23 protein-coding genes are annotated in these 26,545 nt (G+C 55.7%); 17 read left to right on the forward strand and 6 right to left on the reverse strand.

The features are described from left to right. A partial coding sequence (locus Q0J75_RS09880; RefSeq protein ID WP_297200421.1) for an AAA family ATPase occupies positions 1-974 on the reverse strand: 974 nt, incomplete at its 3' end. Between the two features lie 417 nt (positions 975-1,391). Between Q0J75_RS09880 and rlmB the strand changes: the two genes are divergently transcribed. Together rlmB and Q0J75_RS09890 are read left to right on the forward strand one after the other, a co-directional pair. Then, complete coding sequence (rlmB, locus tag Q0J75_RS09885; RefSeq protein ID WP_297200424.1) at positions 1,392-2,156, forward strand: 23S rRNA (guanosine(2251)-2'-O)-methyltransferase RlmB; 765 nt, start codon at positions 1,392-1,394, stop codon at positions 2,154-2,156. Between the two features lie 36 nt (positions 2,157-2,192). Next, positions 2,193-4,406, forward strand: coding sequence for a hypothetical protein (locus Q0J75_RS09890; RefSeq protein ID WP_297200428.1), 2,214 nt, complete (start codon positions 2,193-2,195; stop codon positions 4,404-4,406). A 58-nt stretch (positions 4,407-4,464) separates the two neighbouring features. Here the strand turns inward: Q0J75_RS09890 and Q0J75_RS09895 are convergent, their stop codons facing one another. Then, entirely contained in the window at positions 4,465-6,699 is a 2,235-nt protein-coding gene (locus tag Q0J75_RS09895) for a M56 family metallopeptidase (RefSeq protein WP_297200431.1), read from the reverse strand. A gap of 1 nt (position 6,700) precedes the next feature. Beyond that, positions 6,701-7,081 (reverse strand): BlaI/MecI/CopY family transcriptional regulator, encoded by a 381-nt coding sequence (locus Q0J75_RS09900; protein WP_297200434.1) that lies wholly within the window; start codon positions 7,079-7,081, stop codon positions 6,701-6,703. A gap of 253 nt (positions 7,082-7,334) precedes the next feature. Here Q0J75_RS09900 and ppdK point away from each other — a divergent pair, with 253 nt between their 5' ends. Next, a complete protein-coding gene (gene ppdK, locus Q0J75_RS09905) occupies positions 7,335-9,974 on the forward strand; it encodes a pyruvate, phosphate dikinase (RefSeq protein WP_297200436.1) in 2,640 nt (879 codons plus the stop codon). A gap of 124 nt (positions 9,975-10,098) precedes the next feature. On the opposite strand, the gene Q0J75_RS09910 is transcribed toward ppdK, so the two are convergent. Both Q0J75_RS09910 and Q0J75_RS09915 read right to left on the reverse strand, forming a co-directional pair. Continuing rightward, positions 10,099-13,209 carry an EAL domain-containing protein gene (locus Q0J75_RS09910; protein ID WP_297200437.1) on the reverse strand — a complete coding sequence of 1,037 codons (3,111 nt, stop codon included), beginning with the start codon at positions 13,207-13,209 and terminating at the stop codon, positions 10,099-10,101. A 5-nt stretch (positions 13,210-13,214) separates the two neighbouring features. Then, entirely contained in the window at positions 13,215-14,573 is a 1,359-nt protein-coding gene (locus Q0J75_RS09915) for a diguanylate cyclase (protein ID WP_297200440.1), read from the reverse strand. A gap of 324 nt (positions 14,574-14,897) precedes the next feature. Between Q0J75_RS09915 and Q0J75_RS09920 the strand changes: the two genes are divergently transcribed. Together Q0J75_RS09920 and thpR are read left to right on the forward strand one after the other, a co-directional pair. Then, positions 14,898-15,440, forward strand: a complete 543-nt coding sequence (locus tag Q0J75_RS09920; protein ID WP_297200443.1) for a stage V sporulation T C-terminal domain-containing protein — start codon at positions 14,898-14,900, stop codon at positions 15,438-15,440. 54 nt (positions 15,441-15,494) lie between these two features. Further along, complete coding sequence (gene thpR, locus Q0J75_RS09925; RefSeq protein ID WP_297200446.1) at positions 15,495-16,022, forward strand: RNA 2',3'-cyclic phosphodiesterase; 528 nt, start codon at positions 15,495-15,497, stop codon at positions 16,020-16,022. Between the two features lie 26 nt (positions 16,023-16,048). Here thpR and sleB read toward each other — a convergent pair whose 3' ends face one another. Beyond that, positions 16,049-16,708, reverse strand: coding sequence for a spore cortex-lytic enzyme (sleB, locus tag Q0J75_RS09930; protein ID WP_297200449.1), 660 nt, complete (start codon positions 16,706-16,708; stop codon positions 16,049-16,051). Between the two features lie 133 nt (positions 16,709-16,841). Between sleB and Q0J75_RS09935 the strand changes: the two genes are divergently transcribed. The 12 genes from Q0J75_RS09935 to Q0J75_RS09990 all read left to right on the forward strand — a co-directional run bounded on the left by Q0J75_RS09935 (position 16,842) and on the right by Q0J75_RS09990 (position 26,431). After that, complete coding sequence (locus Q0J75_RS09935) at positions 16,842-17,111, forward strand: translation initiation factor 2 (protein ID WP_297200452.1); 270 nt, start codon at positions 16,842-16,844, stop codon at positions 17,109-17,111. A 293-nt stretch (positions 17,112-17,404) separates the two neighbouring features. Continuing rightward, positions 17,405-17,935 carry an RNA polymerase sigma factor gene (locus Q0J75_RS09940; RefSeq protein WP_297200455.1) on the forward strand — a complete coding sequence of 177 codons (531 nt, stop codon included), beginning with the start codon at positions 17,405-17,407 and terminating at the stop codon, positions 17,933-17,935. Positions 17,936-17,939: 4 nt separating this feature from the next. Continuing rightward, positions 17,940-18,641, forward strand: coding sequence for a DUF4367 domain-containing protein (locus Q0J75_RS09945; RefSeq protein ID WP_297200458.1), 702 nt, complete (start codon positions 17,940-17,942; stop codon positions 18,639-18,641). A gap of 63 nt (positions 18,642-18,704) precedes the next feature. Further along, complete coding sequence (locus Q0J75_RS09950; protein ID WP_297200461.1) at positions 18,705-19,145, forward strand: hypothetical protein; 441 nt, start codon at positions 18,705-18,707, stop codon at positions 19,143-19,145. A 32-nt stretch (positions 19,146-19,177) separates the two neighbouring features. Beyond that, on the forward strand, positions 19,178-19,933 hold the full coding sequence (locus tag Q0J75_RS09955) for a hypothetical protein (RefSeq protein WP_297200464.1): 756 nt from the start codon (positions 19,178-19,180) through the stop codon (positions 19,931-19,933). Between the two features lie 32 nt (positions 19,934-19,965). Then, positions 19,966-20,574 (forward strand): hypothetical protein, encoded by a 609-nt coding sequence (locus tag Q0J75_RS09960; protein WP_297200467.1) that lies wholly within the window; start codon positions 19,966-19,968, stop codon positions 20,572-20,574. Between the two features lie 194 nt (positions 20,575-20,768). Further along, positions 20,769-21,263, forward strand: coding sequence for a hypothetical protein (locus tag Q0J75_RS09965; RefSeq protein ID WP_297200470.1), 495 nt, complete (start codon positions 20,769-20,771; stop codon positions 21,261-21,263). After that, positions 21,260-21,850 (forward strand): hypothetical protein, encoded by a 591-nt coding sequence (locus tag Q0J75_RS09970; RefSeq protein ID WP_297200473.1) that lies wholly within the window; start codon positions 21,260-21,262, stop codon positions 21,848-21,850. Before Q0J75_RS09965 ends, Q0J75_RS09970 begins: the two co-directional genes overlap by 4 nt. Positions 21,851-22,563: 713 nt before the next feature. Continuing rightward, positions 22,564-23,160 carry a hypothetical protein gene (locus Q0J75_RS09975; RefSeq protein ID WP_297200478.1) on the forward strand — a complete coding sequence of 199 codons (597 nt, stop codon included), beginning with the start codon at positions 22,564-22,566 and terminating at the stop codon, positions 23,158-23,160. 351 nt (positions 23,161-23,511) lie between these two features. Beyond that, positions 23,512-24,678: a hypothetical protein gene (locus Q0J75_RS09980; protein WP_297200481.1), complete on the forward strand. Its 1,167-nt coding sequence runs from the start codon at positions 23,512-23,514 to the stop codon at positions 24,676-24,678. Between the two features lie 354 nt (positions 24,679-25,032). Further along, a complete protein-coding gene (locus Q0J75_RS09985; protein ID WP_297200483.1) occupies positions 25,033-25,866 on the forward strand; it encodes a fumarate hydratase in 834 nt (277 codons plus the stop codon). A gap of 1 nt (position 25,867) precedes the next feature. Continuing rightward, on the forward strand, positions 25,868-26,431 hold the full coding sequence (locus tag Q0J75_RS09990; protein WP_297200486.1) for a Fe-S-containing hydro-lyase: 564 nt from the start codon (positions 25,868-25,870) through the stop codon (positions 26,429-26,431). The last annotated feature ends 114 nt before the right edge of the window (positions 26,432-26,545 follow it).

Here is a 26,545-nt window from a genome sequence, read left to right on the forward strand (position 1 = left end):
CGGGATTTGCCGATGGTGTCGATCTCGTCGATGAACACGATACAGGGGGCCATCTTGTTGGCCTCCTTGAACAGGTCTCTTACACGGGCGGCGCCCATGCCCACGAACATCTCCACAAAGTCGGAGCCGGAGATGGAGAAGAAGGGCACGTTGGCCTCGCCTGCCACCGCCTTGGCCAGCAGGGTCTTACCGGTACCGGGAGGACCCACCAGCAGGGCGCCCTTGGGCAGCTTGGCGCCGATCTCGGTATACTTCTGGGGATTGTGGAGGAAATCGATGATCTCCACCAGGGACTCCTTGGCCTCATCCTGACCGGCCACGTCCTTAAAGGTAACGCCGGTCTTTTTCTCCACATAGACCTTGGCGTTGGACTTGCCCAGGTTGCCCAGGCCGCCTCCCATCCGGCCCGCCATGCTGCGGAACAGGAAATAGAAGAGGACAACCATTACCACCATGGGCAGCACCCAGGAAACCAGGGCGGAGACGATGGGGTTGAGCTGCTCCACATATTCCGGGCCGTAGTCCTGTACGTCGTGCGCCTCCAGCAGGGCAAGCAGGTCGTCGTCCCGGACGTTGGCCTGGGTGATGGGAGCGCAGTAATAGGTGGTTTTGGCCTGACCCCACTGGGAGGGGGGCGGCACAGTCTGTTCTGACTCACTCTCTTCGGTGAGCCCTGCGGCGGTGGCGGTTTTGGTGATGTTGCCCTCCGCGTCCACCGATACCCCGTCTTTGAGATAGATGGTGTACTTGGTGGACGTCATCACAACCCCTTCCACGCAGTCCTGCTTGACCAGTTCCCGGAAGGTGCCGTAGCTGATCTCCACCGAGTTGGCCTGGCGGAACATGGAGGTGGCGTAGTTCACCAGCACCGTCAACACCAAGGCCCACAGGATGATGGACACAATGGCGGTGACGTTGCGCCGGTTGTTTCCGCCGCCCTTTCCGCGGTTGTTGTTTTGGTGATCGGAATTCAAGAGGATGCCTCCTTGGATACATTCCTTCCATTTGGAAAGTAATTATAGTTATAGCACACGCCCCCTGAAAAAACAAGAAAGGGAATGTGGAAAGCTGTAAACTTTCTATGAAAGAGAGGGGCGGCAGCGGGGAATTTTGCTCTTTTTCTGCGGCCTGTCTTGTGGTATACTAAAAGGGATAAACAGGAGACTATCCAAAAAGTGGTATATCCACTTTTTGGAGAAAGACACAGCCCACCGCGCGCAGCATTTGTCCGCTCACAGCGGACAAATGCCACACTTGTGGGCTGAGCAGTGTTTTCCCCGCCGCGCATGTCGCCGGGGAAAACGAGATTGAATTTGATTCGCGCCTTCGGGCGCGAACTCTGCGAGGCTTTTTGAACGAATTTGGGGTAAAAGGAAAGGTAGGAATCGACCATGAAGGAGCGCAGACCGGCCCCCGAGGCCCAGGCCGACGGCATCATCGAAGGCCGCAACGCCGTCACCGAGGCCCTGCGGGCGGGCACGCCCATCGACAAGATTTTTCTGGCCCGGGGGGAGACCGACTCCGCCCTGGCCCACATCGCCGCCGCCGCCCGGGACAAGGGTATCGTGGTGGTGGAGTGCGACCGGAAGAAGCTGGACTTTATGAGCCGTACCCACTCCCACCAGGGCGTCATCGCCCAGGCGGCGGTGCGGGAGTACGCCAGCGTGGACGATATTTTAAACGCCGCCCGGGAGAAGGGGGAGCCCCCTCTGATCGTGGTGTGCGACGAGCTCTCCGACCCCCACAACCTGGGGGCGGTGATCCGTACCGCCGAGTGCGCCGGGGCCCACGGGGTCATCATCCCCAAGCGCCGCTCCGCCGGGCTGACGGCGGTGGTGGCCAAGACCTCCGCCGGGGCGGTGAGCCATATCCCGGTGGCCCGGGTGCCCAACCTGCCCGCTTTGCTCAAGGAGCTGAAGGACGAGGGGGTTTGGGTGTTCGGCACCGCCGCCGACGGGGACCGGGTGCTGTACGACGCCGACCTGAAGGGCCCTGCCGCCATCGTCATCGGCAGCGAGGGGGACGGCATGGGCCGGCTGGTGCGGGAGACCTGCGACTTTCTGGTGCGCATCCCCATGAAGGGAAAGCTCAACTCCCTCAACGCCAGCGCCGCCGCCGCCATCTTGCTCTATGAGGCGGTGCGCCAGAGACTTTGATATTCCCCTTAACATCACGAAAAGGAGCCGTCTTCCATGGCGAAAGACCAGGACGATGAACTGAATACGGGCGTACCCGGCGGAGAGGAATTTTCTCTGGAATCCATCCTGGCCGAGTTCGGCGGCGAAGGCGGCGGAAGCGGGAAGACAGAGAAAAAGAAGAAGGTGACGGAAGACACCATCCCCTTCCCGATGATCCCCAAGAGCCAGCGGACCGCCCCGCCCACCGGCAAGCCGGGGCGGCTGCTCACCTTCCCGGAACGGGGGGCGGATGACACCGAGCCGGTGCGGGAGATCGTACCGCCCCCCGCTCCGCCGCCGGAGCAAGAGGAGGACCCGCCCCAACAGGAGCGCCCCACCAGAGGAAAGCGGGAGGCTCCGGCGGAAAAGAAGGTGCTGGATTTCCCGGAGGAGGCCGCAGGCCCGGCGGAAAACCCGCTGACCCAGCGGATCAACCGCCTGCTGCAAAAGGCGGACGACTACGCCGAGCACATGTTTGAAGAGGAGGACGTGGAAAACGACCGGGAGGTGCGCCGGGCGGAGGAGTTCATCCCGGGCACCGATGAGGAGCAGCCCCACAAACAGCGCCGGGAGCGCAAGCCCCGCCGGGTGCCGCCCCCCGCCCCCGACCTGCCCCCGGCCGATCTGGCCCGGCGGTACGGCAAGGGTTTGAAGAGCCTGCGGCTGCGGGCGGCCTTTACTTTTATTCTCTTTCTGCCCGCCCTCTATCTTTCGGTGTCTGTATTTCCCTATCCGGACGTCCTTACCCCGCAGCTGCGGGTGCTGGCCCTGGCAGGAATCCAGGTGGTGGCCATGCTGCTGGGGATAGACGTGCTGCTCCGGGGCCTGCTTGGTCCGCTGCGGCTGGAGTTTGGCATGGATACGGTGCTGGTCTTTGCCTCCGCCGCAACCCTGGCCGACGCGCTCACCATGTATCAGCTGGACCCCCGAGCGGGGCAGATGCCCTATTGCGCCGCCATTGTGCTGGGGATCTGCCTGCTACTGCGGGGCACCTGCCAAAAGCGGCGGGGGCTGCGGCTGGCCTGTAAGACGGCGGTGGCCGCCTCCAGCCCCTACCTGGTCACCCTGGACGAGGGCAAGTGGAACGGCTGGGATACCTATGTCAAGTGGTCGGGGGAGCCTGCGGGTTTTGGCCGTCAGATGCAGGCCGCCGACGGGGCCCAGCGTATTTTCCGACGGATCTGCCCGCTGCTGCTCATCGCCAGTGTGCTGCTCAGCGTGGTAGCCTCGGTGGGCCGGGGCGCGCCGGAGCGGCTGCTGTGGTGCCTGTCCGCCACCCTCACCGCCTCAGCCTCTCTGTCGGGGGCCCTGTGCTTTGGACAGCCCTGGCTGGCTCTGAGCCAGCGGCTGAGCAAATCGGGGGCCGCCATCGCCGGATGGGACGGCGTCACCGCCACCGGCGGCAGCGGGATTCTCCTCACCGACCCTGACCTCTTCCCGCCGGGCTGCGTGGCTCTCAACGGCATCAAAATTTTTGGAGATTTTCCGGCGGAAAAGGTAGTGGCCGACACCGCCACCCTGATCCGGGAGTCGGGCTGTGGGCTGGACAAGCTTTTTCATGACCTGCTCCGGGCCCAGGGGGCCATCTACCGCCGGGTGTCCAATTTCTACACCTATGAGGGAGGGCTGACCGGCGTCATCCGCAACGAGCAGGTGCTGGTGGGCTCGGCCGACTTTATGCGGCTGATGGAGATCGCCCTGCCGCCGGGACTGCGGGTAAAAAACGCGGTGTTCTGCGCCATTGACGGAGAATTAGCCGGGATCTTTGCGCTCAATTACACCCTCCACGGTACGGTGGACCCGGCCCTCACCAGCCTGATCCGCAACCGGGTGACCCCGGTGATGGCGACCCGGGACTTCAACCTGACCCCCGCCATGCTCCAGCAGCGGTTTAAGCTGCCGGTGGACCGGATGGAGTATCCGCCCGCCGAGCGTCGGACAGAGTTGTCCGACGAGGACCAGCTCCACAGCGACATCCTCACCGCCGTGCTGTGCCGGGAGGGCATCGGGCCCTACTCCGAGGCGGTGGTGGGAGCCGCCCGGCTCCGCCGGGCCGTCCGTACCTCCGCGGTACTGGCCAGCTTGGGGGCTGTGGTGGGGGTGGTACTGGCCTTCTATCTCACCTTTATGGGGGCCTATGCCTCCCTGTCCGCCGCCAATCTGCTGGTATTTCTCATTATGTGGCTGGTACCCACCCCCCTGATCTCAGGGATGGTCAACAAATATTGACACGAAAAGATCCCCTGCCCAAGCCGGGCAGGGGATCTTTTTTATGTGCCGCCGGGGCTTATGGCTGCCCGCTGCCGGTAACGGCCGCAGGGCCGGAGACACTCTGCTGGACCGTCCATCCCTGGCAGGTCTCGTACATGACCTCGTAGGGGGAGAGGGCGTTATCATAGGCACAGGCGTACCAGTCGGTGGTCCCGTCCCGGCAGATCCCCACCAGCCCGTCCTCCTCCAGGAAGATCAGCCTGTTGCCGCTGTCGGTGGTATAGGTCACGGCTTTCCCATTGAGACGGTGGGGGGCCTGGGCCTTGATCCAGGCCCGCGCCCCAAATGGGGTACTGGGGGAACTCAGATCGTAGGTTTCCACCGCTGTCTCCGCCCCGTCTACATAGGTCAGGGTCTGCAAGGTCCCCGGCTGCTCCAATAGGGGAGACATCCGCAGGAAGTACACCTTCCAGGCTGGGTCCCCCTCCACCAGCTCCAACTGGCCCGCGCCCACGTCATAGCCCCGGCCCTCCAGCCAGCCCATGGCCGCCTGAAGGGGGTCCAGCAGATCGGACCGGCGGCCCTGGTCCGCCTGGGCCTGAAGGCCAGCGTAATAGTCCGCCGCCATCATGCCGGTGTCCAGGGGGAGCACCAGATAGAGGGTGCCGTAATTATTATCCATCCAGCCCTCCACACACCAGATGCCGCCGTCTCCCTGGGCGGCGGGCTGGGAGAGCAGCAGTGTGATGGACTCGCTCCAGTCCCCGGTGCGGAAATAGACATAGCGGTGGGCGCTGTCCCATATCGTGCCGTCATGGAAGTACATGCTGTCATCGTAGGGCTCCAGGCCGTTGCGGGCGATGAAGTCGGGCCGTACCTCCTTCGGCAGGCGGCTGTTCAGCGTCTCCCAAGTTTTAGCCTGCTCTTCCAAGGCGCTTTCATCTTGGGCGTCGCTGTAAAAGCGCACATCGGTGGGGTAGAGGCATACATAGTACCAGCCGTCCTTGCAGGCAAAGGGGTCCACTCCGCTGCCGTCGGAGGTCAGATAGGCCTCATATTGGATCTGATCCCACCGGGCCAGGGTGAAGAGCCACCCCATATCGGCCCCGGCGCCCGCCGCCTCATAGCTGCGCTTCTCATAGACCGACAACAAAAAGTCTTCTCCTACTTCCGGCTCCACGATCAGCAGCTGGCCGGACAGGTCCCGGGGAAGGCCCACTTGCAGACCGTCGCCCACCTCATAGACAATGGGGTCCCTCAGCAGGGCGCTCTGGTCGGGGATGGGCTCCGGCGTGGGGGAGGGGGCGGCTCCGCTGATGGCGGCGCAGCCCGTCAGAACTGCTGCCAGAGCCAGGGTGGCCGCCAGTGCGGCGGGGCCTTGTTTCTTTGGACGCATCACAGACACCAGCCTTTCCTTCAGCTGTTCCTTTTCCTCGCACAAAGTGGTGGACAGCACGCCCATGCCCTTGAGGGGCCGGGCGGCCAGGGCCAGCAAGGTCTCCCCGTAGTGGCGGCGAGCGGGGCCGTCCATGGTCCGGGTCACCGCCTCGTCACAGGCCAGCTCACAGGAGCGGGCCACCTGTTTCCGTACCACTACCATCAGGGGATTGAACCAGTGGAGGCTGGTAATGGCAGCGGTCAGCCATTTATAGAGTAGGTCGTGCCGCCGGGCGTGGATCAGCTCGTGGGAGAGGATATCGGCCAGCCGGTCATCCTCCATGCCCAGGGGCAGTACGATGGTGGGCCGCACCACCCCCAGCAGTATGGGGGTGGAGACATGGGGGCACTCCAGCAGGGCCACCCGGCCAGCCGGGTCCAGTCTCTGTAAAACCGCCTGAGCTTCCCGGGAAGCGGGGGAGGCGGAGCCCCGCACCAGAGCGGCAAAGCGCCGGTAGCCCCACCCATACCGGCCCAGCCGGAAAGCAGCCCCCGCCGCCCACAGCCCAAACCACAGGGCGGGGGAGGTGACGATGCCCCACCAGTCAATGGACGGCCTGGCCGGGGTTTCTGAACCATCGGAATGTTCCGGGGTGGAGGCGTCAGGGTTGGGTTCTGTCTGACCTTGGACCGGGCCGGTCTGGCCGCTGAGAGAAATTTCGGTTTGGCTGTGGACCTGATAGGCCGTCTGATCCGGCAGGGCAGGGAGGGGAAGCGTTACTCCCACCGGCAGGCACAGCCGAACCAGCACCAGCAGCCACAGGTAATAGGCCGCCGCCTTGCTCTTGATAAGGGGCTGTACCAACAGCAGCAGACCGGTCAGCAATGAGCCCAGAAGACTCAGCCTGACCAGCGTCAGCAGAAAATCCGCCATGTCAGCCCCCTCCTTTTCCGTCCAGCTGGTCCAGCAGGTCCCGCAGCTGGGCGATATCCTGACCGGTCAACTGATCGTGCTCCACCAGGGCGGACACCATCTGCCGGGCCGACCCGGCATACAGCTTGTCGATGAGCTTGCGGGTGCGGCAGGTGCCCACCTGGTCCCGGCTCACCAGGGGATGGTAGTAGTACACCTGCCGTTTCTCCTGGGCCGCCGCACCTTTGGCGCACAGCCGCCGCAGCAAGGTTTTTACGGTGTCCCCGTTTTTTTCCGCCAGCGCCCCCTTGATCTGCCCCAGGGTGAGGGCCTGGCCGGCCTCCCACAGCACCTCCATCACCTCCAGCTCCGCCTCGGTGATCTTCTCCTCCACAGTGCCCACAGCAATGCCTCCTTTCCGGTTACAGTTGTACCCTTCTGCCTATAGGGTACAACTGTAACCTATCTCTGTCAAGGACAAAACGGTAACAATTTGGGGAGTGCCCGCCCCAGTGAAACAAATTTTCATACTGAATGGTTTGTTGAAAATTGTTACATATCACCAAGGACGCTTGCATTTGTTTGTCAGAATGATATAATGGAAACCAGCGATTGGGTCCGCCGGGCAGGCGGGCCGGACTTAGGAGGAATGTGAAATGGGCAATGCGCATAAGTACGTCTATCTGTTCTCCGAAGGCAACGGCACCATGGGGAAGCTGTTGGGCGGCAAGGGCGCCAACCTGGCTGAGATGACCAGTCTGGGGATGCCGGTACCTCAGGGCTTTACCGTCACCACCGAGGCCTGCACCCAGTACTATAACGACGGCCGGCAGATCAACGAGGACATCCAGGCCCAGATCTATGAATACCTGGGCAAGATGGAGGAACTCTGCGGCAAGAAATTTGCCGACCCGGAAAATCCCCTGCTGGTTTCCGTCCGCTCCGGCGCCCGGGCCTCCATGCCCGGCATGATGGACACCATCCTCAACCTGGGCCTCAACGACGTGGTGGTGGAGGGGCTGGCCAAGTTCACCAACAACCCCCGTTTCGCCTACGACTCCTACCGCCGGTTTATCCAGATGTTCTCCGACGTGGTGATGGAGCTGTCCAAGAAGCGCTTTGAGGAGATCATCGACGAGGTCAAGGCGGAAAAGGGTGTCAAGCATGACATAGAGCTGGACACCGACGATATGAAGCGTCTGGTGGTCCTCTTCAAGGAGTTTTATAAGGCTGAGAAGGGGGAGGAGTTCCCCCAGGACCCCAAGGTCCAGCTGATGGAGGCCGTCAAGGCGGTGTTCCGCTCCTGGGACAACCCCCGGGCCAACGTCTACCGCCGCATGAACGAGATTCCCTACGACTGGGGCACCGCCGTCAACGTCCAGTCCATGGTGTTCGGCAACTCGGGAAACCATTCGGGTACCGGCGTGGCCTTTACCCGCAACCCCGCCACCGGCGAGAAGGCCCTGTTTGGCGAGTACCTCATCAACGCCCAGGGCGAGGATGTGGTGGCCGGTGTGCGCACCCCCTCCCCCATCTCCAAGCTCCAAGAGGATATGCCGGAGGTGTACCAGCAGTTTGCCGACATTGCCGACCAGCTGGAGCGGCACTATAAGGATATGCAGGACATGGAGTTTACCATTGAAAACGGTAAGCTGTACATGCTCCAGACCCGCAGCGGCAAGCGCACCGCCGCCGCCGCCATCAAGGTGGCCGTGGATCTGGTGGACGAGGGCATGATCGACGAAAAGCAGGCCGTCTGCCGGGTAGACCCCAAGCAGCTGGACGCTCTGCTCCACCCCACCTTCGACCCGGAGGCTCTGAAGAAGGCCGCCGTCATTGGTAAGGGCCTGGCCGCCTCTCCCGGCGCCGCCTGCGGCAGGGTGGTGTTTACCGCCGAGGACGCCAAGCAGTGGCATGACCGGGGCGAAAAGGTCATTCTGGTCCGGCTGGAGACCTCCCCCGAGGATATCGAGGGTATGCAGGTGGCCAAGGGCATCCTCACTGTTCGAGGCGGCATGACCTCTCACGCCGCCGTGGTGGCCCGTGGTATGGGCACCTGCTGTGTGTCCGGCTGCGGCGAGATCGTGGTGGACTATGGGGCCAAGAAGTTCACGCTTTCGGGCAAGGAGTACCACGAGGGAGATTGGATCAGCCTGGACGGCTCCACCGGCAACATTTACGGCGAGGCTGTCGCCACCATCCCCGCAGACCCCGGCTCGGGCAATTTTGGCCGCCTCATGGGCTGGGCCGACCAGTTCCGCCAGCTGAAGGTATACACCAACGCCGACAATCCCAGAGACGCCGCCCAGGGCTATGCCTTCGGCGCCCAGGGTATCGGCCTGTGCCGCACCGAGCACATGTTCTTTGAGGGTGAGCGCATCAAGGCCATCCGGGAGATGATCGTCTCCGACAACACCGCCGACCGGGAGAAGGCCCTGGCCAAGATCATGCCCTATCAGCAGGGCGACTTTGAGGGCATTTATGAGGCCATGCAGGGCCAGCCGGTGGTCATCCGCTTCCTGGACCCCCCGCTGCATGAGTTCCTGCCCACCAAGGAGGAGGATATCGCGGAGATCGCCGGGGAGATGGGGATTTCCGTGGAGAAGCTCCACAATGTCATCGACTCCCTCCACGAGTTCAACCCCATGATGGGACACCGTGGCTGCCGTCTGGCGGTGGCCTATCCCGAGATTGCCGCCATGCAGACCACCGCGGTTATTAACGCCGCCCTTAACGTCCAGAAAAAGCACCCAGACTGGACCATGGTCCCCGAGATCATGATCCCCCTGGTGGGCGAGGTGAAGGAGCTGAAGTACGTCAAGGACGTGGTGGTCAAGACCGCAGACGCGCTGATCCAGGCCTCTGGTGTGGATATGAAGTATGAGGTGGGCACCATGATCGAAATCCCCCGTGCTGCCCTCACCGCCGACGAGATTGCCAAGGAGGCCCAGTTCTTCTCCTTCGGCACCAACGACCTGACCCAGATGACCTTCGGCTTCAGCCGGGACGACGCGGGCAAGTTCCTGAACTATTACTACGACAAGAAGATCTACGAGTCCGATCCCTTCGCCCACCTGGACCAGAACGGCGTGGGCAAGCTGGTGGATATGGCCGTCAAGCTGGGCCACCAGACCCGCCCTGATATGCATATGGGCATCTGCGGCGAGCACGGCGGCGACCCCACCTCGGTGGAGTTTTGCCATAAGGTAGGCCTGGACTATGTGTCCTGCTCTCCCTTCCGGGTGCCCATCGCCCGGCTGGCCGCCGCCCAGGCTGCCATCAAGAACCCCCGCTGAGACTGCCGAAAAATCCGGCAGCCTCTGCCGCTGGTCACAAATCATATCAAGGGCCTCCATCCCGGCGCAAGCGCGCCGGGATGGAGGCCCTTTTTTGCTGGATATGCAGATTTGACGTGTATGGTTACCGGGTAATCAGGATAGCCTGGAGGTCGGCCACTTCCAGGGGCTTATAGTAATAATAGCCCTGGATCATGTCGGAGCCGGCCTGACGGACCAGGTCCCGCTCCTCCTCCGTCTCCACGCCCTCGCAGATCACCTGCCGGCCAAACTCATGGCAGGCATAAATGATACTGCGGATAAACTTCAGGTTGTTCTGGGAGACCGACATGGTCTCAATGATGGATTTATCCAGCTTGATAATATCTGCCGGATATTTCATCAGCAGCCCCAGGGAGGAATAGCCGTTTCCGAAATCGTCCAGCGCCACTGCGATCCCCAGCTGGTGACAGCGCTCCATAAAGGCGGTCAGATGCTGCGGGTGGTCGTTCAGATGGCTCTCTGTCAGCTCCATGGTGAGCTGGTGGGGGTTGATGGGGTATTTCTGGAGGGTTTGCTCCATGAAGTCCAGAAATTCATCGTCCGCAATCTGCTGATAGCTCACGTTAAAGGCCAGGCGGAAATCGGGCGCTCTGTGCATCAGGGTTTGGAGCAGCTTTACCGTCTGCTCAAAGACCCACTTTCCCACCGGAATGATGAGGTCGGTCTCCTCCAGGATGGGAATGAACACTCCGGGCGATACGGTTTTCTCCCCGTCGTGCCAGCGGAGCAGCACCTCTCCCTTCTCGATCCGCCCCGACTGGGCGCAGACAATGGGCTGTACCACCACCCGGAAGCCTGCAAAATCGTCCATGACGCTTCTGCTCAGGGCCAGAGCCATAGCAGATACGTCGTGGCACTGACGGACGGTGTCCATGCTGTCCTTTACCAGCGTTTTTGCCTTTTTTTGCTTGGCCACCCGCAGGGAGGTAATGGACGCCCCCAAAAACTCTTTGGGGTCCATGTCGCAGGGATAGTGGAGCAGCGACAGCGTACAGGTCTCCGGCACCGGAATATCATAGGCGTAGTACACCCGGTTGACCACCTCGCGGATGCCCTGGAGGACCTCCTGCTCGCTTTGCTCGTCCACGTATTCGGCCAGCCCCAGAAAGCGCACACCGTCCAGCCGGAAGAACAAAACGTCCCGCCCCAGCTGGTTGGACAGCGCCGACGCGATATCCCTCAGGATCTGGTCGGTGCGGGCACGGCCTCTGGTCTCGTTCAGCTCCCGGATGTTGCTGGGGCTGAATGCAACGGCTGTGTGGGGGGTGCCGCTCTCCTGAATCCGGGAGAGGGCGTTCAGGGCGGAAATGTCCTTGGCAAAGCCGGTAATCAGGTCTGTACAAAACTCCTGATCCTGCCAGGAGATAAAGCCCGTGTAAAATAGCGGCGTGCCGTCCTCATCCCGCTGCACGTTGGCCTGGTAGCGAATCCAGATCAGCTGGTTGGCCTGGTCCCGGACCCGGCATTTTACATCCATGCTGCTCTGCTGTCCGGAAATCATCTCCTGGATACACTGCACATACATGCGCCGCTCCCCGGGCATTTCGATGCGCTTGGCCCAGATGGAAAAGAAATGGGGAATAATCTGCTCCTGAATGCCAAATTTCTCCCGCATGGAGTTGGAAATGTAAAACAGATTGCTTTTCAGATCCCCCAAAACCACGCCATAGGGGTAGGCCTCGTCGGAGAAGGCCTCCATCAGGGAGCTGATGTGGTAGTTGCCCTCATAGACATACTCCAGAAAATCCTCCACGGTGACGTGCTCTTTGGCGATGAGCTGGTTTCTGGGCTCTCTGGCCGACTGCTGCGGCAGTTTGTGGTCCGCCCGGGTGGCCTGCTTGTCGCTGCGCATGGCGTTGTCGGCCGAGCGGATCACCTCATGAAGGTTGCCATGCTCGTTCCACGCCATGCCGATGGACATCTCCACCCCGGCCTTCACGGTCAGCCGGCGCAGCCGTTCCACCTTCTGGCGGAGGATATTCTCCCTGATGTTGCATTTCAGCACCAAAAACTCATTTCCATCCATCCGGTAGATGGTGCTGGGGTGGAACACCTTGCAGATTTGCTGATAGCAGATCTTGATGTGCTCGTCTCCTGTGACCCGTCCCATGGCGTTGTTGATGGCCTCCACATTGGGAATATCGCAGGCCACCACCCCCATGGAAGCATCCTCCCCCTGGAGCTGCTCCACCCGCAGCAGGAAGGCGTTTCTGTTGTTGGAGCCGGTCATCAGGTCGGTAAATCCGATGGCCTCCAGCTTCCGCTGTGCATCCCGCTGCTTATACATGTTTGCCACAATGAAGGATATGGTGGCCAGGAAGGACACAAAGGCGGCAAATTTGCTTTTGGGGATGTTATACCCCCCAATAAAGCCGATGATCTTTCCGTTGTCCTTCAGCGGCTCGATGGCCAGATTGGAGATGTGGTACTTTTGGGCGATGGCGCCGTGGACCGGATATTTTGGCGCTTCCTCATCGTCCATGGACATGGCCACCCCGCTGCCGGTTTCCAGCATGTGGCCCCACAGCTCGGAATAGGGCAAGATCTCCGCGTCGGCGCAGGCCTCCTCTTCGCCCGGCGGATCGTCGGGATTGAAGGATTTGTACTCGATGCACACCACGCCATGCTTGGTGACCGAAAAGCTGGCCGCGCTCTTGCAGCCAAAGGTCCGGGCGGAAAAGTCCAAAATCTTCCGCACCACGTCGTCGGGGGTGGAGGCGTCCTGGGCATAGCGGATGCAGCTGCTGACCGCCTCCGAGTGGTGGAACATGGAGGGGTCGGGCAGATCCTCTGAAGAGACGTCCTGGTCGATCTCCGAGGCAAACTCGATGCGCATGGGGGCTCCGTTCAACGAAAACAGTGCATCCTTCAGCAAAAAGCGTTGTTTGAGGATGGGATTATAATGGACCCAGCTGTAAAAATCGCCGTTGGTCAGCTTATCGTTGGTGCAGAAGGGGCACGGCTCTTTCAAGCCCTGGATGACCTCATAGCATTTTTTGCACTTGTAGGCCTGATGGGAGTCAAACCCCATCAGCTCCCGCAGGCGGCGGTTCATATAGAGCAGCTCATGGGTATCGACCGTACAAATATAAACGCTTTCACTGGCGTTTTCGTAGATATTCCACAGCGGATTCTCCTGGTCTGTCATGGCGGGGTCGTCCTGGCCGGCCAAGGCCTTTAACCCATTACACACAGTTTTCAACCTCTTTCCATTCCTTGAATCGGCTCAATCATGATCTGTCCCTTTCTGGAATGCTTTACTTTATACAGTACCTGATCCGCAGCCCGGTAAAGGGCTTCCGGCCTGTCCAGTACGTCTCCATAGACGCCGCCAAAGGATACTGTGGAGTTGGATTTGGGGTACAGCTTCTGGATCATATTGCAGTAGTTCTGGCTGATGACGGTCAGTTTTTCCACCACGCTCTGCTGGGAATCACACTCCGGCAGATAGATGATAAACTCGTCGCCGCCGATTCTGCACAATACGTCGTTTTTGCGAAACTGCTCCCTGAGCTGTTCGGCAAAGAATTGCAGCACCATGTCGCCGCAGTCATGGCCATAAATATCGTTGACCTGCTTGAAGTGGTCCAGATCCGCCATCAGATAGAGATATCTGCCCTTGTGTCCCACATTCCGAAGGACCAGCTCTGTGGCCCCCTTTCGGTTATATAGTCCGGTGAGAGAATCCCGCTTGGACTCGTTTCGCAGCGTTTCCTCGTCAGAAACCCGCTGGGTAATGTCGATCAAAACACTGATGATGACCTCCCGCCCGTCGCCCGAAATGGATTTCCGGCCCACGTCATAGACCCAGATATATCCGCCCCCGTGAGTGAGCATCCGATATTCAATTTCATACTGATTTCCATGGGCGAAGGCTTGGGCCATCTGCTCCAGAACGTTTTCCCGGTCCTCCGGGTGGATGGTATTGAGGATCAGGCCGTCGGTCTCCGCCAAAAAGGACTGATAGGTATGACCGGTCATTTCCAGCAGCCGCTTGTTGACCACATAAAGGGGAAAGCCGGGCTCATTATACCCGCCCATCACACCGCCGGGGACCACCTGGGTCACGATTTCGATCAGATTGCGCTGGGTCTCCCGGTTCAGACGGTTCATCTCCTCAGCGATGAAACGGATGGGGAAATACTCCCCTTCGCTCTGGTTGGAGTTGGACACAGAGGCGTGAAATACATCGATGAGATAGCCCTCTTGGGTCTTGTGGATAGAGGTCGTGACCCGCATATGACAATCGCCCGTTATGTGCTCCGATGGAGGCAGGGCGGCGTTGATATAACAGAAGCACTGCCATACGTTGGGCACCGGTTCCATGCACGCGAAATCAGAAATTTCATACGTAATGGGATTGGGGAGAGCCTGGAGCTCCTCCTCCAACAGTTGGCGGAAGTCCTCTTTGCCGGTGGCAACCTCGTGGTCTCCCGTTCCCACGCTGATGAACGTCTCGGAAAGAAGGGAAAGGGTTTTCTCTGCGTTTCGCTCCGTCAGATAACAGTGAAAGAAACGATTGACCACTTCGTACAGCGTATTGTCCGCATCTGTCATACAGGACCCTCCTCGCTTGCCTGTCATCCGCCGCGGCCCTGCCAAGGCACGCACGGCCCGCTGCCGCAATCCATACAGGCGTTATACGTACTGGTTTTATTATAGCTTAATTTTTCCATAATACAATCCCATACGCTACAATTCAGTATTCCTTACGCCAAAATTTCCGCCCATATACCCTCTGCCGCTTGAAATTCCCCACTGCCGGGCCATGAAAAAGGCCCACTTTTTGTTTCCAAATGAAACCATGCTCCTTACCTGCATAGGCAAAAGAAACCTGCGGATACTAACAGGCGTAACCACAACCGCAGGAGGAGAAGCGATATGAAAGCGACTGGTATCGTGCGCCGGATTGACGATCTGGGGCGCATCGTGATCCCCAAGGAGATCCGCCGGACCATGCGTATCCGGGAGGGCGACCCGCTGGAGATTTATACAGACAAGGACGGCGGGGTCATCTTCAAAAAATATTCCCTGATGGGCGGGCTGGGCGACTTCGCCGGTCAGATGTGCGAGACGCTGAACAAGACCACCGGCGAGATCGCCGTCATTACCGACCGGGACAGCTGCATTGCCGCCGCCGGAGCGGGCCGGCGGGAGCTGACCGACAAGCAGATCTCCACCGCTCTGGAGCAGATCATGGAGGGCCGCCAGATCTATCAGCATAAGGAGGGCTCCACCCCCATTCCCGTCTGTGAGGGCAACGACACCTATCTGGTGTCCTGCGCCGCCCCCATCCTCTCCGAGGGGGATGTGCTGGGCTGCGTGCTCTTTGCCGGCCCCGAGGGCAGCCTGCAAAATAACGAGACCCAGTATAAGCTGGTGCAGACCATCGCCGGTTTCCTGGGCCGCCACATGGAGTCCTGAGCCTTGTGACAGACCGCCTCCTTTGCTATACTGAGGGCAAAGGAGGCGGTTTTTATGCGGCTGTTTCTGGGGATCGAGCTGCCCCCTGCCTGGCGGCGGGCGCTGGCTCAGGGGGCTGAGGCTCTGGGCCGAGCGGGGGTCCAGGGCCGGTTTACCCTGCCGGACAACTATCATCTCACCCTGGTTTTTCTGGGGGAGACAGACCGGAGAACAGAGGCGGAGGCCGCCCTCCGACAGACCGGCGGCGCCCCCTTCCCTCTCCGGACCGCCCTTCCCGGCTGTTTTTCCCGGAAAGGCGGGGATATCTGGTGGCTGGGCGTAGAACCTGCCCCCGGCCTGCTGGCCGTCCAGCAGCGGCTGGAAGAGGCCCTGCGGGCCTCCGGCTTTTCATTGGAGGAGCGGCCCTACCGCCCACACATCACCTTGGCCCGGAAGGTGCGCTCCCTCGCCGGGCTGGCGCCCCTGACCGCCCCCGGCCTCTTCCCTGCTCTGGAATATCGGGTGGACAGGCTCACCCTCTTTTCCTCTCAGCGGGTGGACGGCGTTCTGCGTTATCTGCCCCTATATCGGGTCAGTCTGTAATATGTAAGGGCGGCAGGGCCGCCCGCTCAGGCGCAGAACCGGTGGTTGCCAATCTGGAGGATCATCGGCCGGCTCCAGATCCAGCTGCTGGTGGCGGTGTTGGGGTTGAAGTAGTAGATGGCCCCGCCGCTGGGGTCCGCCCCGTTCAGAGCGTCCCGGGCCGCCCGTACCGCCGATTCCGCCACCGGCTCGTTGAACTGGCCGTCCACCATGCAGGTAAAGGCCCCCGGCTGGTATACCACCCCGGCGATGGTGTTGGGAAAGGAGGGGTGCTCCACCCGGTTGAGGATCACCGCACCTACCGCCACCTGGCCGCTGTAGGGCTCTCCCCTGGCCTCCGCCGAGATCACCCGGGCCAGCAGGTCCACGCTGGTATCCTGGCTGTTGGAGGTGCCGCTGCCCATGCCCAAAGCCTTCAGAGTGGCGGGTCCCACGATGCCGTCCGGCGTCAGGCCGTTTTTCCGCTGAAAATATTTTACCGCCTGGGTGGTCTGGCTGCCGAACACCCCGTCTACCGCCCCGTCGTAATAGCCCCAGTTTTTTAGCTTGGTCTGGATGACGCGCACCTGTTCCTCGCTGGACCCCTGCCGGAAGGTCACCGCCTGGGCCTGCTGGGCCAGGGCAATGAGAGAAATGTTGACCGCGAACACCAAAGCCAGCGCCGCGATGAGCCTGCGTCTGTTCATACCTACCCCTCCAATCTCGCTGAGGATAGTGTACGACCCCCTGTGGCCGGTTATGTGCGCCAATCCCTTCCTTACGGTATACCGGGGGCTTCCTTGGGCAATACTGGCAGTAAACAGGAAAGGATGTGGGCAGGTGGTTCAGGGTGTATCCCGGCAGGTCATTGTGGTCAAATCCCCCGACCCCCGGTTTTTTGAACAGGCTATTTTCATTGTGAAGGAGGACGCCTTCGGCAAGGGAGCCACCGCCGAGGCGGTGCTCCAGGAGGCCCGCCGGGCAGCGGAGGGCTATCTGCGGCGCTCTGCGGGCTGGCGAAAGGTATACCGCCGGATTCCCGCCCCGGCCTATGCCGCCGCCGGCGCTCTGGCCGCCACGGTGTGTTGGGTGGTGGCGCTTTTATTGTAATAAACGATCGCTTATTTTTCTGTCTGCTGGACGGCTTGGTTACCTCCAGACGGTTCCAAAAGAACGGCAATTCCGCTGTGTGATATCCAAAAGCAGGTAAGAGTGTTGTGGCAAATCGCTGCAATACTCCTATTACCTGCTTTATTTTATGAAAAGATAATAGCCCCAGAAAGCGATAGAAATGCTCAAATCATAAAATACTTTGCATTTTGTGGCTCTAAATATGCGTAATTGTCGGATGATGATATGGTGTGGTAAAATAAAGAAAAGAAGATTGACTGGAGGCTCGCATTTTGTTTATCTACCTGCAAATGCTTGAAACTCCAGAGGAGAAGTCAAAGTTTGAACAGATCTATCTGGAGTATCGTGATTTCATGTTTTACATAGCCAATAGAATTTTGCATAACCGACAGGATTCAGAGGATGTGGTACACGAAGCCTTTTTAAAAATAATCAAAATTATCGATCAAATTGATGAGCCGAAGTGTCCCAAAACAAAGAACTTAACCGTTATTATTGTTGAGAGGGCGGCGATTGACCTTTGGCGTCGGCGGCAAAAGATTCAGTATGTATCAATGGATGAAGAAGCTATTGACATCGGTTCCGATAGGGCTATAGAGAACATGGAAAGTCGCTCGGGCCTTGCTTTAGCGATGGCAACACTCCCTGCAACGTATCGTGAATTACTTCTCCTTCGATATGACAATGGTTTTTCTGAGACAGAAGTGGCACAAATTATGTCCATATCCCCAGCGAATGTGCATAAGAGTATTCAGCGAGCCAAGAAGAGATTACAACTCATTTTAGAAGAACAAGAGAGGTGACTGTATGAAAATTACGGATGACATGCTATTTGAACACGCAGCAGAAGCCCGTAATATTTGGCTTAGTACTCTGCCGCCTCAGGATGAAATTCCGGTTATTTCGTACTCGAAGTCTTTTGAACGCAAAATGCGGAAGCTCATCAAGGAACAACGCCGTACGCCAAGAACCAATCAAATCCTCCGATATATGAAGCAGACCGCAGCGGCAGTACTGGTGATTGCTGTATTTACATTTGGCGGGCTTATGACCGTGGATGCTTATCGAGCAAAGGTAGTTGAATTTGTTGTTCAAGTCTTTGATAAGTTTACACAATTTACTTTTTATTCTAATCATCCAGAAGCGGATATAGACGATTCTGCCCTACCGGAAATCAGTTTCGGTTATATTCCTGAAGGGATGATAGAGATAGAAAATAGTATTACCTCTACAGGCAGTCATTTTATTCGCTATGAAAACGGGAGTAATGGTTTTTTCCAGCTTACACAAAGCATAGTAGCAGATGGTCAATATGGCGCTATTATAGATACAGAAGATTCGGATTATGAAGTTGGAACAATAAATGGTTCTGAGGCATTTTTCAATACTAAGAATGGGCAAAGTACGATTATCTGGATTAACGGTGATATCGTGTTCAATCTATTTGGAACTCCTGATCTCAATGAGTTAAAGTTAATAGCGGAAAAAATAAAAATTTTTTCTGACTAGGTGTCCCTATTTACACCTCCTTCTTCGTAATTATTTATGGGGGTAAAGAAAGGAGGTGTTTGTATGTCTACGAAGAAAAGAATGGTTATTGCGGTTCTGTGTTTGGCTGGCTGCCTGACAGCCCTCCCTATCCCACAGGCAAAAGCTACTGATGTTGATGTAAGCAGTGCAAGTTCTTCTGTTATGCCGTTTATGGAGTATATTTCTAATATTAATTACGAATTCAAAATCTCCAACGGCAAAGCAATGATTATGGCTCGTATGAACGGCTATGTGGCCATCACCACAAAGTGCAAGGTTACAGTTGAACTTCAGGAGAAGGGCTTACTATTTTGGAATACTGTCAAAACTTTTAGTGCAGTTGAGTACAGAGATTTTGCCCAAGTAGATACTACCTATAGTGTTATATCAGGCAAGTCTTATCGACTCAATATAACCTTTACTGCATGGAACGGAACAGATTCTGAAACTCAGACTATAACTTCTGACACAATCAAGGCATAAGAAAAATTTTAGTAATTGAAAGGGGCTTGAACATGAAAAGAGTTTTCAGCTTGTTGACCATGGTTGTCTTGTGCTTTATGTTGGCAATTCCTGCTTTTGCAGCCGAGCCTCAGGAGGCTGTGTCAGTAACAAAAGTGGCAGATTCACTTTTGGACGGGAACTATGTAACAAGTCTTGATGGCTTTGAGGCATTTGATGCGACCAACATCCAGGAGATAGAGCCGGAAAAAATGCCGATGAATTATATTCCGGATTTAATTTCTCCCGAAGTTTCCCCGTTGAGCGTTCAGGTTTATCCTGTTATCTTTGTGCCTGAAGAAAACGCGGGCTATATTTTGAATGACTGTGGACGCTATAAGCAGTTGTCTGGAACTGCGCAGTCTGAGCTGTTCAATTTGTCTACATCAGCAACAACAACTTATATCAATGAAATTCAAAGCACCATGCAGCAATATACCAATCTGACAGGAAATACCTGCTATTTTATTGGTTGGCAGCTGACCTGTAAGATCCAAATGATTGCAACACGTCCTGAGTACATTGAATTGACACCCACAACATCCTGCATATCTGGAACAGATCCAATCAAGGAGACTATTCCCCCTAACTATAACACCTGTACTTACACTATCTCCGGTATTTTTGAACCTACCAAGGCACTAACAGAATATCAGTGGTATGGGTTTAAGGGGCAGTTTGCTTTTACTCAGGCTGATGGTAGTTTGGGTGCTATTGATGTAATGACTGGATTTTCCATCAATTGTTCATTTTCTCGGAGGCAGTTATGATGATAGGTGCAGTTTCGTCAGGAAATTTATGTTTGGATATTTCCACCCGGAGGCCCATGACACAGTCCAACAGTATTGGAGTGGAAGGCTGCAAATCAAGCAGTCCTGCGGCTGCTATTTGGCAGTCTGAAGAAGCGCAAGAGGCATTTCGGGCATATTTGCAAGAGGGAATGAAGAACGTAACCATGCAGGACCCAAGTCCAGAGGAAGAGACAAGTGGAGTGTCCTTGTCCGGCAGCGATATAGACGCACTTGTGCAGAAGTATGATCCAAACAATATGACGCAGCAGGAATATGATAATTTTCTGGATGAACTTTATCATTTAGGCGTTTTAACCGAGAAAGAATTATCATTGCTTGGTCACTCAGATAATTCTGATGCTGTGGCAGCTCTGGTAACTCCGCTGGATTTTGGAATCTTGAACAGAGGGTTTCTGGCAAATGGGGAGGATCTGCCATCAAGTGGTTGGCAGCCTGGATTTTCTTTTGGAGCGTATCAGGTTGATGTCCTCTCTATGGCTCAGTGGGAAAAGAGCTTCAAGTATTACGATGCGGAACAATCGGAATGGCTTCCGTCCAGTAAGGCAAGGGCCTATGAAAAAATGTATGATGTGCTGCTCACAATGAGCGAACACAAATAACCATTCGTCTGCAACAAAAGAAGGCGAAGCCTATTTTGCCAAGTATGACTTGATCGAGGGGTCAGGTAGAATAAGTTTTGCAAAAACAAAAAGAGACATGGTTTGCAATGCGATATTCTTGAGTTTATCGAATTTTGCTTACACAAAATTTTCTGCCGTGCTATGGAAACAGCCCAGCAAGGAGATGTATGATTATGAAAAAAGTAATTTCGATTTTCCTCATGCTTTGCCTGATGTTTAGTATTTCTGTGCCAGCTTTTGCTGCTGATTCGGATTTATCTATCACAGTGGACTCCAACGATGTAATAGCTCTTTCTGACCCTATTGAACCTCCCGAAATAATCTCTCGGGGAAAAGCACCCCAAGTTACTGCGGTGGAGCTTTACGGTTACGGTTGGATTGATGGAACGGATCATTGGGGAGTGATTATCAAAGTTACTGGCGTGGGGAGCGATACCCGGAAGGCGTATTGGAATGATACTCAGCTTGGCCTTGACGATGTATCGCTGTATACTTACTGGTTAGGAGCAGATAGAACTGCTGTTGCTTTTGCGTATCTCTATGATTGTGGCCCCATTACTGAGCCTGGTGAATATACCTTCAAAACCACATATACATCTGTAAACTCGCCTTATACTCAGAAATCTATTTCTGTAAATTTCACCTTTGAGGAGGTCACAAGCAAATGATTGGTGGTGTTGCGCGTGTCATGCCTTTTGCGCAATCATCTTCGCATACATCGAAGGCTTCTTCTGCAAGCACTGATTCCGCTTTCTCTATTACTGTATATATGTTGGATGACAAGTGCATCTATTCTGGCGGTGGACACAACGGGCAAAGTGTGAATGTAGTATATACAGATGATTCTACTGCCGAAGATCCTATTGTTAAAATTTTTGGAAAATCAATATCTGGAAACTATGAAGAAGTTGTCCATCTTAATGATATTGATCCAACAAATGCAACTTATGCGGAATTATGTGCTTTACTTGCACATCAGAACAGGACAGGGGCGTACACACCAGCGGCAAATAAGCTTCTCATGCCGACCCCCTTAAATGTTGATCCTGGCAGTTACTCAGAACGTAAGAATTATGTGAGTCTGATACAAAATGATGTGAGTAATACGGATCATGTTGATGTTATAGATTACACGGAGGAGCTACTTGATTTCTTTGAGCAATACGTGAATAAATGTTCAGAGGAAGAAGATGAAATTTTTACACCAGCCCAGATTGATTATGTTGGGCACCTTCGTGTAGATATGTGCAGGTAGTGGTATCAGATAGAACGAATATACGATGCCATTCAGAGGACAGGATGGGGATGATCCCATCCTGTCCTCTTATTTGGAACCCCTGATCTCAATGAGTTAAAGTTAATAGCGGAAAAAATAAAAATTTTTTCTGACTAGATGTCCCTATCTGCACCTCCTTCTTCGTAATTATTTATGGGGGTAAAGAAAGAGGGTGTTTATATATCCAAGAAGAAAAGAATATTGGCTGCGTTCCTATACGTATTTGCTTGCTTAGCGGTACTCCCTGCCCCGCAGGCCATGGCTGCGGATGTTGCTGTAGTCAATTAAAGCGATCAAGTTATGTCCCAAGTCATGCCGCTGATGGAATATATCTATGAGGCTAATCACAAGCTCTCTATCTCTAATGGGGTAGCTATAGTATATGCCCATGTCAGAGGCAAGTCATCTATGGCAACCAAGTGTGAAATAACTGTGGAGCCTTAAGAAAAAGAGATGCTTTTTTGGAAAGCTGCAAAAAGTTGGAGTGCTGCTAAGTATGGACGCACTGCTGAGTTGAACGCTTCTCAGGGTGTCACTTCTGAAAAATCGTATTGCATCGTTACCACGGTCACTGTATAGAGTGGAACAGATTCTGAAACTCAGACAATAGATGGCATGAGTGGAGATTTTAAAGAAGCGATTGATTCCCTTAAAGTCTGTTTGACTTACTGGCGGAATTATGGAGTTACTGTATGATAAACAATGTTGCTTTTGGTGCAAGCTCAAACATATCTAACTTCTCTAAGGTTCAGAATGAAGTTGAGCCAGCATCCGCTCTCAAGACAAAATCTGCTGAACGAGATGTATTTGTTCGTTCTGCTAATACGGAAATGTTTTCAGAAGTCAAGCGTACAGCGAAATCATTGACGCAAGATGATGCTCATTCGTTGGCACAAAAATATGATGTCACCAATATGACACGGAACGAGTTCAATCAGCTCTTGAGCGAATTGCGTAACATGGGGATCATTAACTCACAAGATTTCAGCGTCGGGTATGGTGGCGAGATACCACACGACTTAAAAGAGGGGGAGGTGAGGATGACCTACGGTGCTCCTGATGAATCTATAAGATGGCCGATGGGAAATGAACGGGTTGACTTTATAAAACTGTTACGCTCCTGTGCCAATTATTGCTCGGACTTTGCCGCCGATCAGGAAGAAGACAGCGATGGTAGAAAAGTTGGAAACTCGCTTGCGGATTCGTATCATCGACTCATTGATGCGCTGGAGCAGATTAAAAAGGCCGAAAAAGAAAACAAATCCGCTTCCACATCTAAGGTAGATTAAATAATGGGTGTGTCACACTAACAAAAGTGGCACACCCATTATCCTGTTTTTGGGAAAAATTTGAAATCAAGTGTCTTTTTTAGGTGGTCATTTGTATAAATAGATGAACTATGGACAATTGTAGAGCCCATTCTGTCTAAGCACGCATCAACCAGTTGATGTGGATTTTTTTGTACCAGTAAAACCCATTGACTAAATATTTTCCCAAAATGGTCGATAAAAAAAGAGGAATGAATCACAAATAAAGCGACGCATTATAGCCTGTTTTATAGCAGCAACGATGATGGTGAATTGTCTCGCCCTGTGAGCATACTGGAACTTTTTAGTATAAATGATTGGGAGGGTAATCGTATGGCAAATATCACACTGCTGTCTAATGGGGCGCTGCACCCCAATTTATTGAACGGCTCGTTTGTAAAGTATGTCGGCCCCCAAAATCCGGAACAGAATGTGAATCTGGGGCAGACAACCGGAGTGCGGCTGTCGTTGGATCCAACCATGATGGAGCAAAAGGCAAAGGAATTTACAGAAACATTGCATCGTAATGGCGCAATATCGATTGATGAGATTGCCAATCAGAGTGGGGCTGGAAAGACGGATACCTACGTTCCATCCGCTTCGGCTACTTCGGGAAAGACCATTATCGACAATCGCGCCGACTGCGGTCTGATTGTGGAAACCATTCAATACGGCGTCACGACGCCCAGTGACGCCAACAAAAGCGCGGCGGCGGGCGGCGCCACCCACGGCTTTTTCTACCACACAACCGATTTTCTCATGGATGCAGCCGAGCGGTACGCCACCTTGGGAGAAAACGAGGAGTTCATGTTCCGCGGAATCAATGATGTGAATTTTGTGCGGGACACGCTGGACTTTTTCACGAATGGGAACTATACCGAAATGGATGTGGCCGCGATGCAGGACCAGATGACGTCCATTGTGGAGGAACTGGCCCAGCAGATCAAGGACGGAAAAACTCCGGACATCGATCAGGTAAAAACCACGCTCACCGTTGGAGACGCGGAGGTTTCCCTCTCCAAGCTGCTGGAGATGCAGCAAGTGGGACGCGAATTGTCCCAGTCCTTTGAGGGGTTCAGCTTCGGATCGCTGCATGAGGGCAACATCCAATCCTTTGCGGAAATGGGTATCTCCAAGGCCATGGCCGACCAATATGGGGAGGGACAAGGTGCGCTGGGGGCTATGTTCTCTGATGCGATGGACAGACTGTATGAGAAAGGCGTTGCCCAAGTTGAAGAAGCCAACCAGTGGGTCAACCAGTACAATATTGGCGGCGGAAGAACTCCCGCCAACAATGAGGCGGTCAGGGTGGAATTGGAGATTGCCGATCTGTTCTCCAACATGGGGGAAAGCGGCTTTTCGGAGGCTCTCTCCAATATGCGGAACATAGTTTCGCAATATTGCCAAAAGTATGGGCTTGCTACTTCCTACGTAGGGCTGGCGGGAGCTACTGTTGGTGTGGAGGCATTCTATAAAAAAAGAATGGAACTCATACAGTAGTTGAGAACATGATATTTCTTTTCGTGCTTTCTGGAGAATCATCCGGAGACGGCGGGAGTTGGTTTTTGCCGCTTCTGGCGTTTTTCTGTGGGAGCACACAAAAGCACTTTCATACTGCCCCCCAACGGGGGTAACAGTGTGAAAGTGCTTTTTTAAACCGGTTTGCTTGATCGCTATAAAAAGGGGTTGCTGTAATTGACACACTTTGGGCAGGGCCCTATAATAAAAACAATCGTTGCTTGCAGCCGTTGTAGAGGAAGGGTTGCTCCAGCAAAAAGCAGAGAAATAGACGCGCCGTATCATAAGGGCCTTTCTGAATACCGGCGGTGCCTGAATAAGGAGTGAGGATAAACTATGCGGGAACTCTCAGCCCACGCGATTACGGAAGCGGTGGCCCGGCTGTGTGTCACAGCCAATATCCGCCTGCCTCAGGACGTGAAGGATACCATTGCCGCCGCCCGTCAGGCAGAGCCATGGCCGGTGGCCCAGGACATCCTGGACAAGATCATCGAAAACTACTCCATCGGCGGAGATATCCCCATCTGTCAGGACACCGGCATGGCCTGCGTCTTTCTGGAGGTGGGTCAGGAGGTCCACATCGACGGAGATCTGACCCGCGCGGTAGACGAAGGGGTACGCCTGGGCTATACCGAGGGCTATCTCCGTAAGTCGGTGGTAGCTGATCCCTTGGACCGGGTAAATACCGGAGACAACACTCCCGCCATGCTGTACACCGATCTGGTGCCCGGGAACCGGGTAAAGATCACAGTGGCGCCCAAGGGCTTCGGCAGCGAGAACATGAGCCGTATCGCCATGCTCAAGCCTTCCGACGGCCTGGAGGGGGTCAAAGCCTTTATCCTGGACACAGTGGAGCAGGCTGGGCCCAACCCCTGCCCTCCCATTGTGGTGGGTGTGGGCATTGGCGGCACCTTTGACAAGTGCGCCCTGCTGGCCAAGCGGGCCCTGCTGCGGGAGATGGGCTCTCACCACCCCAAGCCTTTCTATGCCGCTTTGGAGGAGGAGCTGCTGGAGAAAATCAATGCTTTAGGCATCGGCCCCCAGGGCTTCGGTGGAAAGACCACTGCCCTGGCCGTCCACATTGAGACGCTGCCCACCCATATCGCCGGTCTGCCCTGCGCGGTAAATATCAACTGCCATGTGGCCCGGCACGTCAGCGAGGTGCTTTGATATGGCCAGATATATTACCGCCCCCCTTACAGAGGAGGTGGCCCGCTCTCTGCGAGCGGGAGAGAGCGTCTATCTTTCCGGCACGGTCTACACCGCCCGGGATGCCGCCCACAAACGGCTGTGTGCGCTGGTGGCGGAAGGCAAGCCGCTTCCTTTCCCCATTGAGGGCTCTGTTATCTATTATGTGGGCCCCTCTCCTGCCAGGCCCGGACAGCCTATCGGTGCCGCCGGTCCCACCACCAGCTACCGCATGGACGCCTATGCCCCTACCCTCCTGCGGCTGGGAGAGTTGGGCATGATCGGCAAGGGCAAGCGGAGCCCGGAAGTCATCGAGGCCATGAAGGAAACCGGTGCGGTCTACTTTGGGGCCATCGGCGGGGCGGGCGCCCTGCTGGCCAAGTGCGTCAAATCTGCCCAGTTGGTGTGCTATGAGGACTTGGGCGCCGAGGCCATTCGGGTGTTGCAGGTAGAAAATTTGCCCCTCACTGTGGTCATTGACAGTTTGGGAAATAACCTTTATGAAACGGGACGGACAAACTACCTGCGCCAGCATGTGGGAGAATGAGCTTTGCTGTGAGTGGTCAAACAAAGCACGACGGGATTAAGAGCACCTAACAAAACCCGAGAAAAAGAGATTGATGTGGTAAAATGGTAGAGGGGGTGAAGAATATGCCCCAAA

Source organism: uncultured Flavonifractor sp. (assembly GCF_944385615.1).
Classification (GTDB): Bacteria; Bacillota; Clostridia; order Oscillospirales; family Oscillospiraceae; genus Flavonifractor.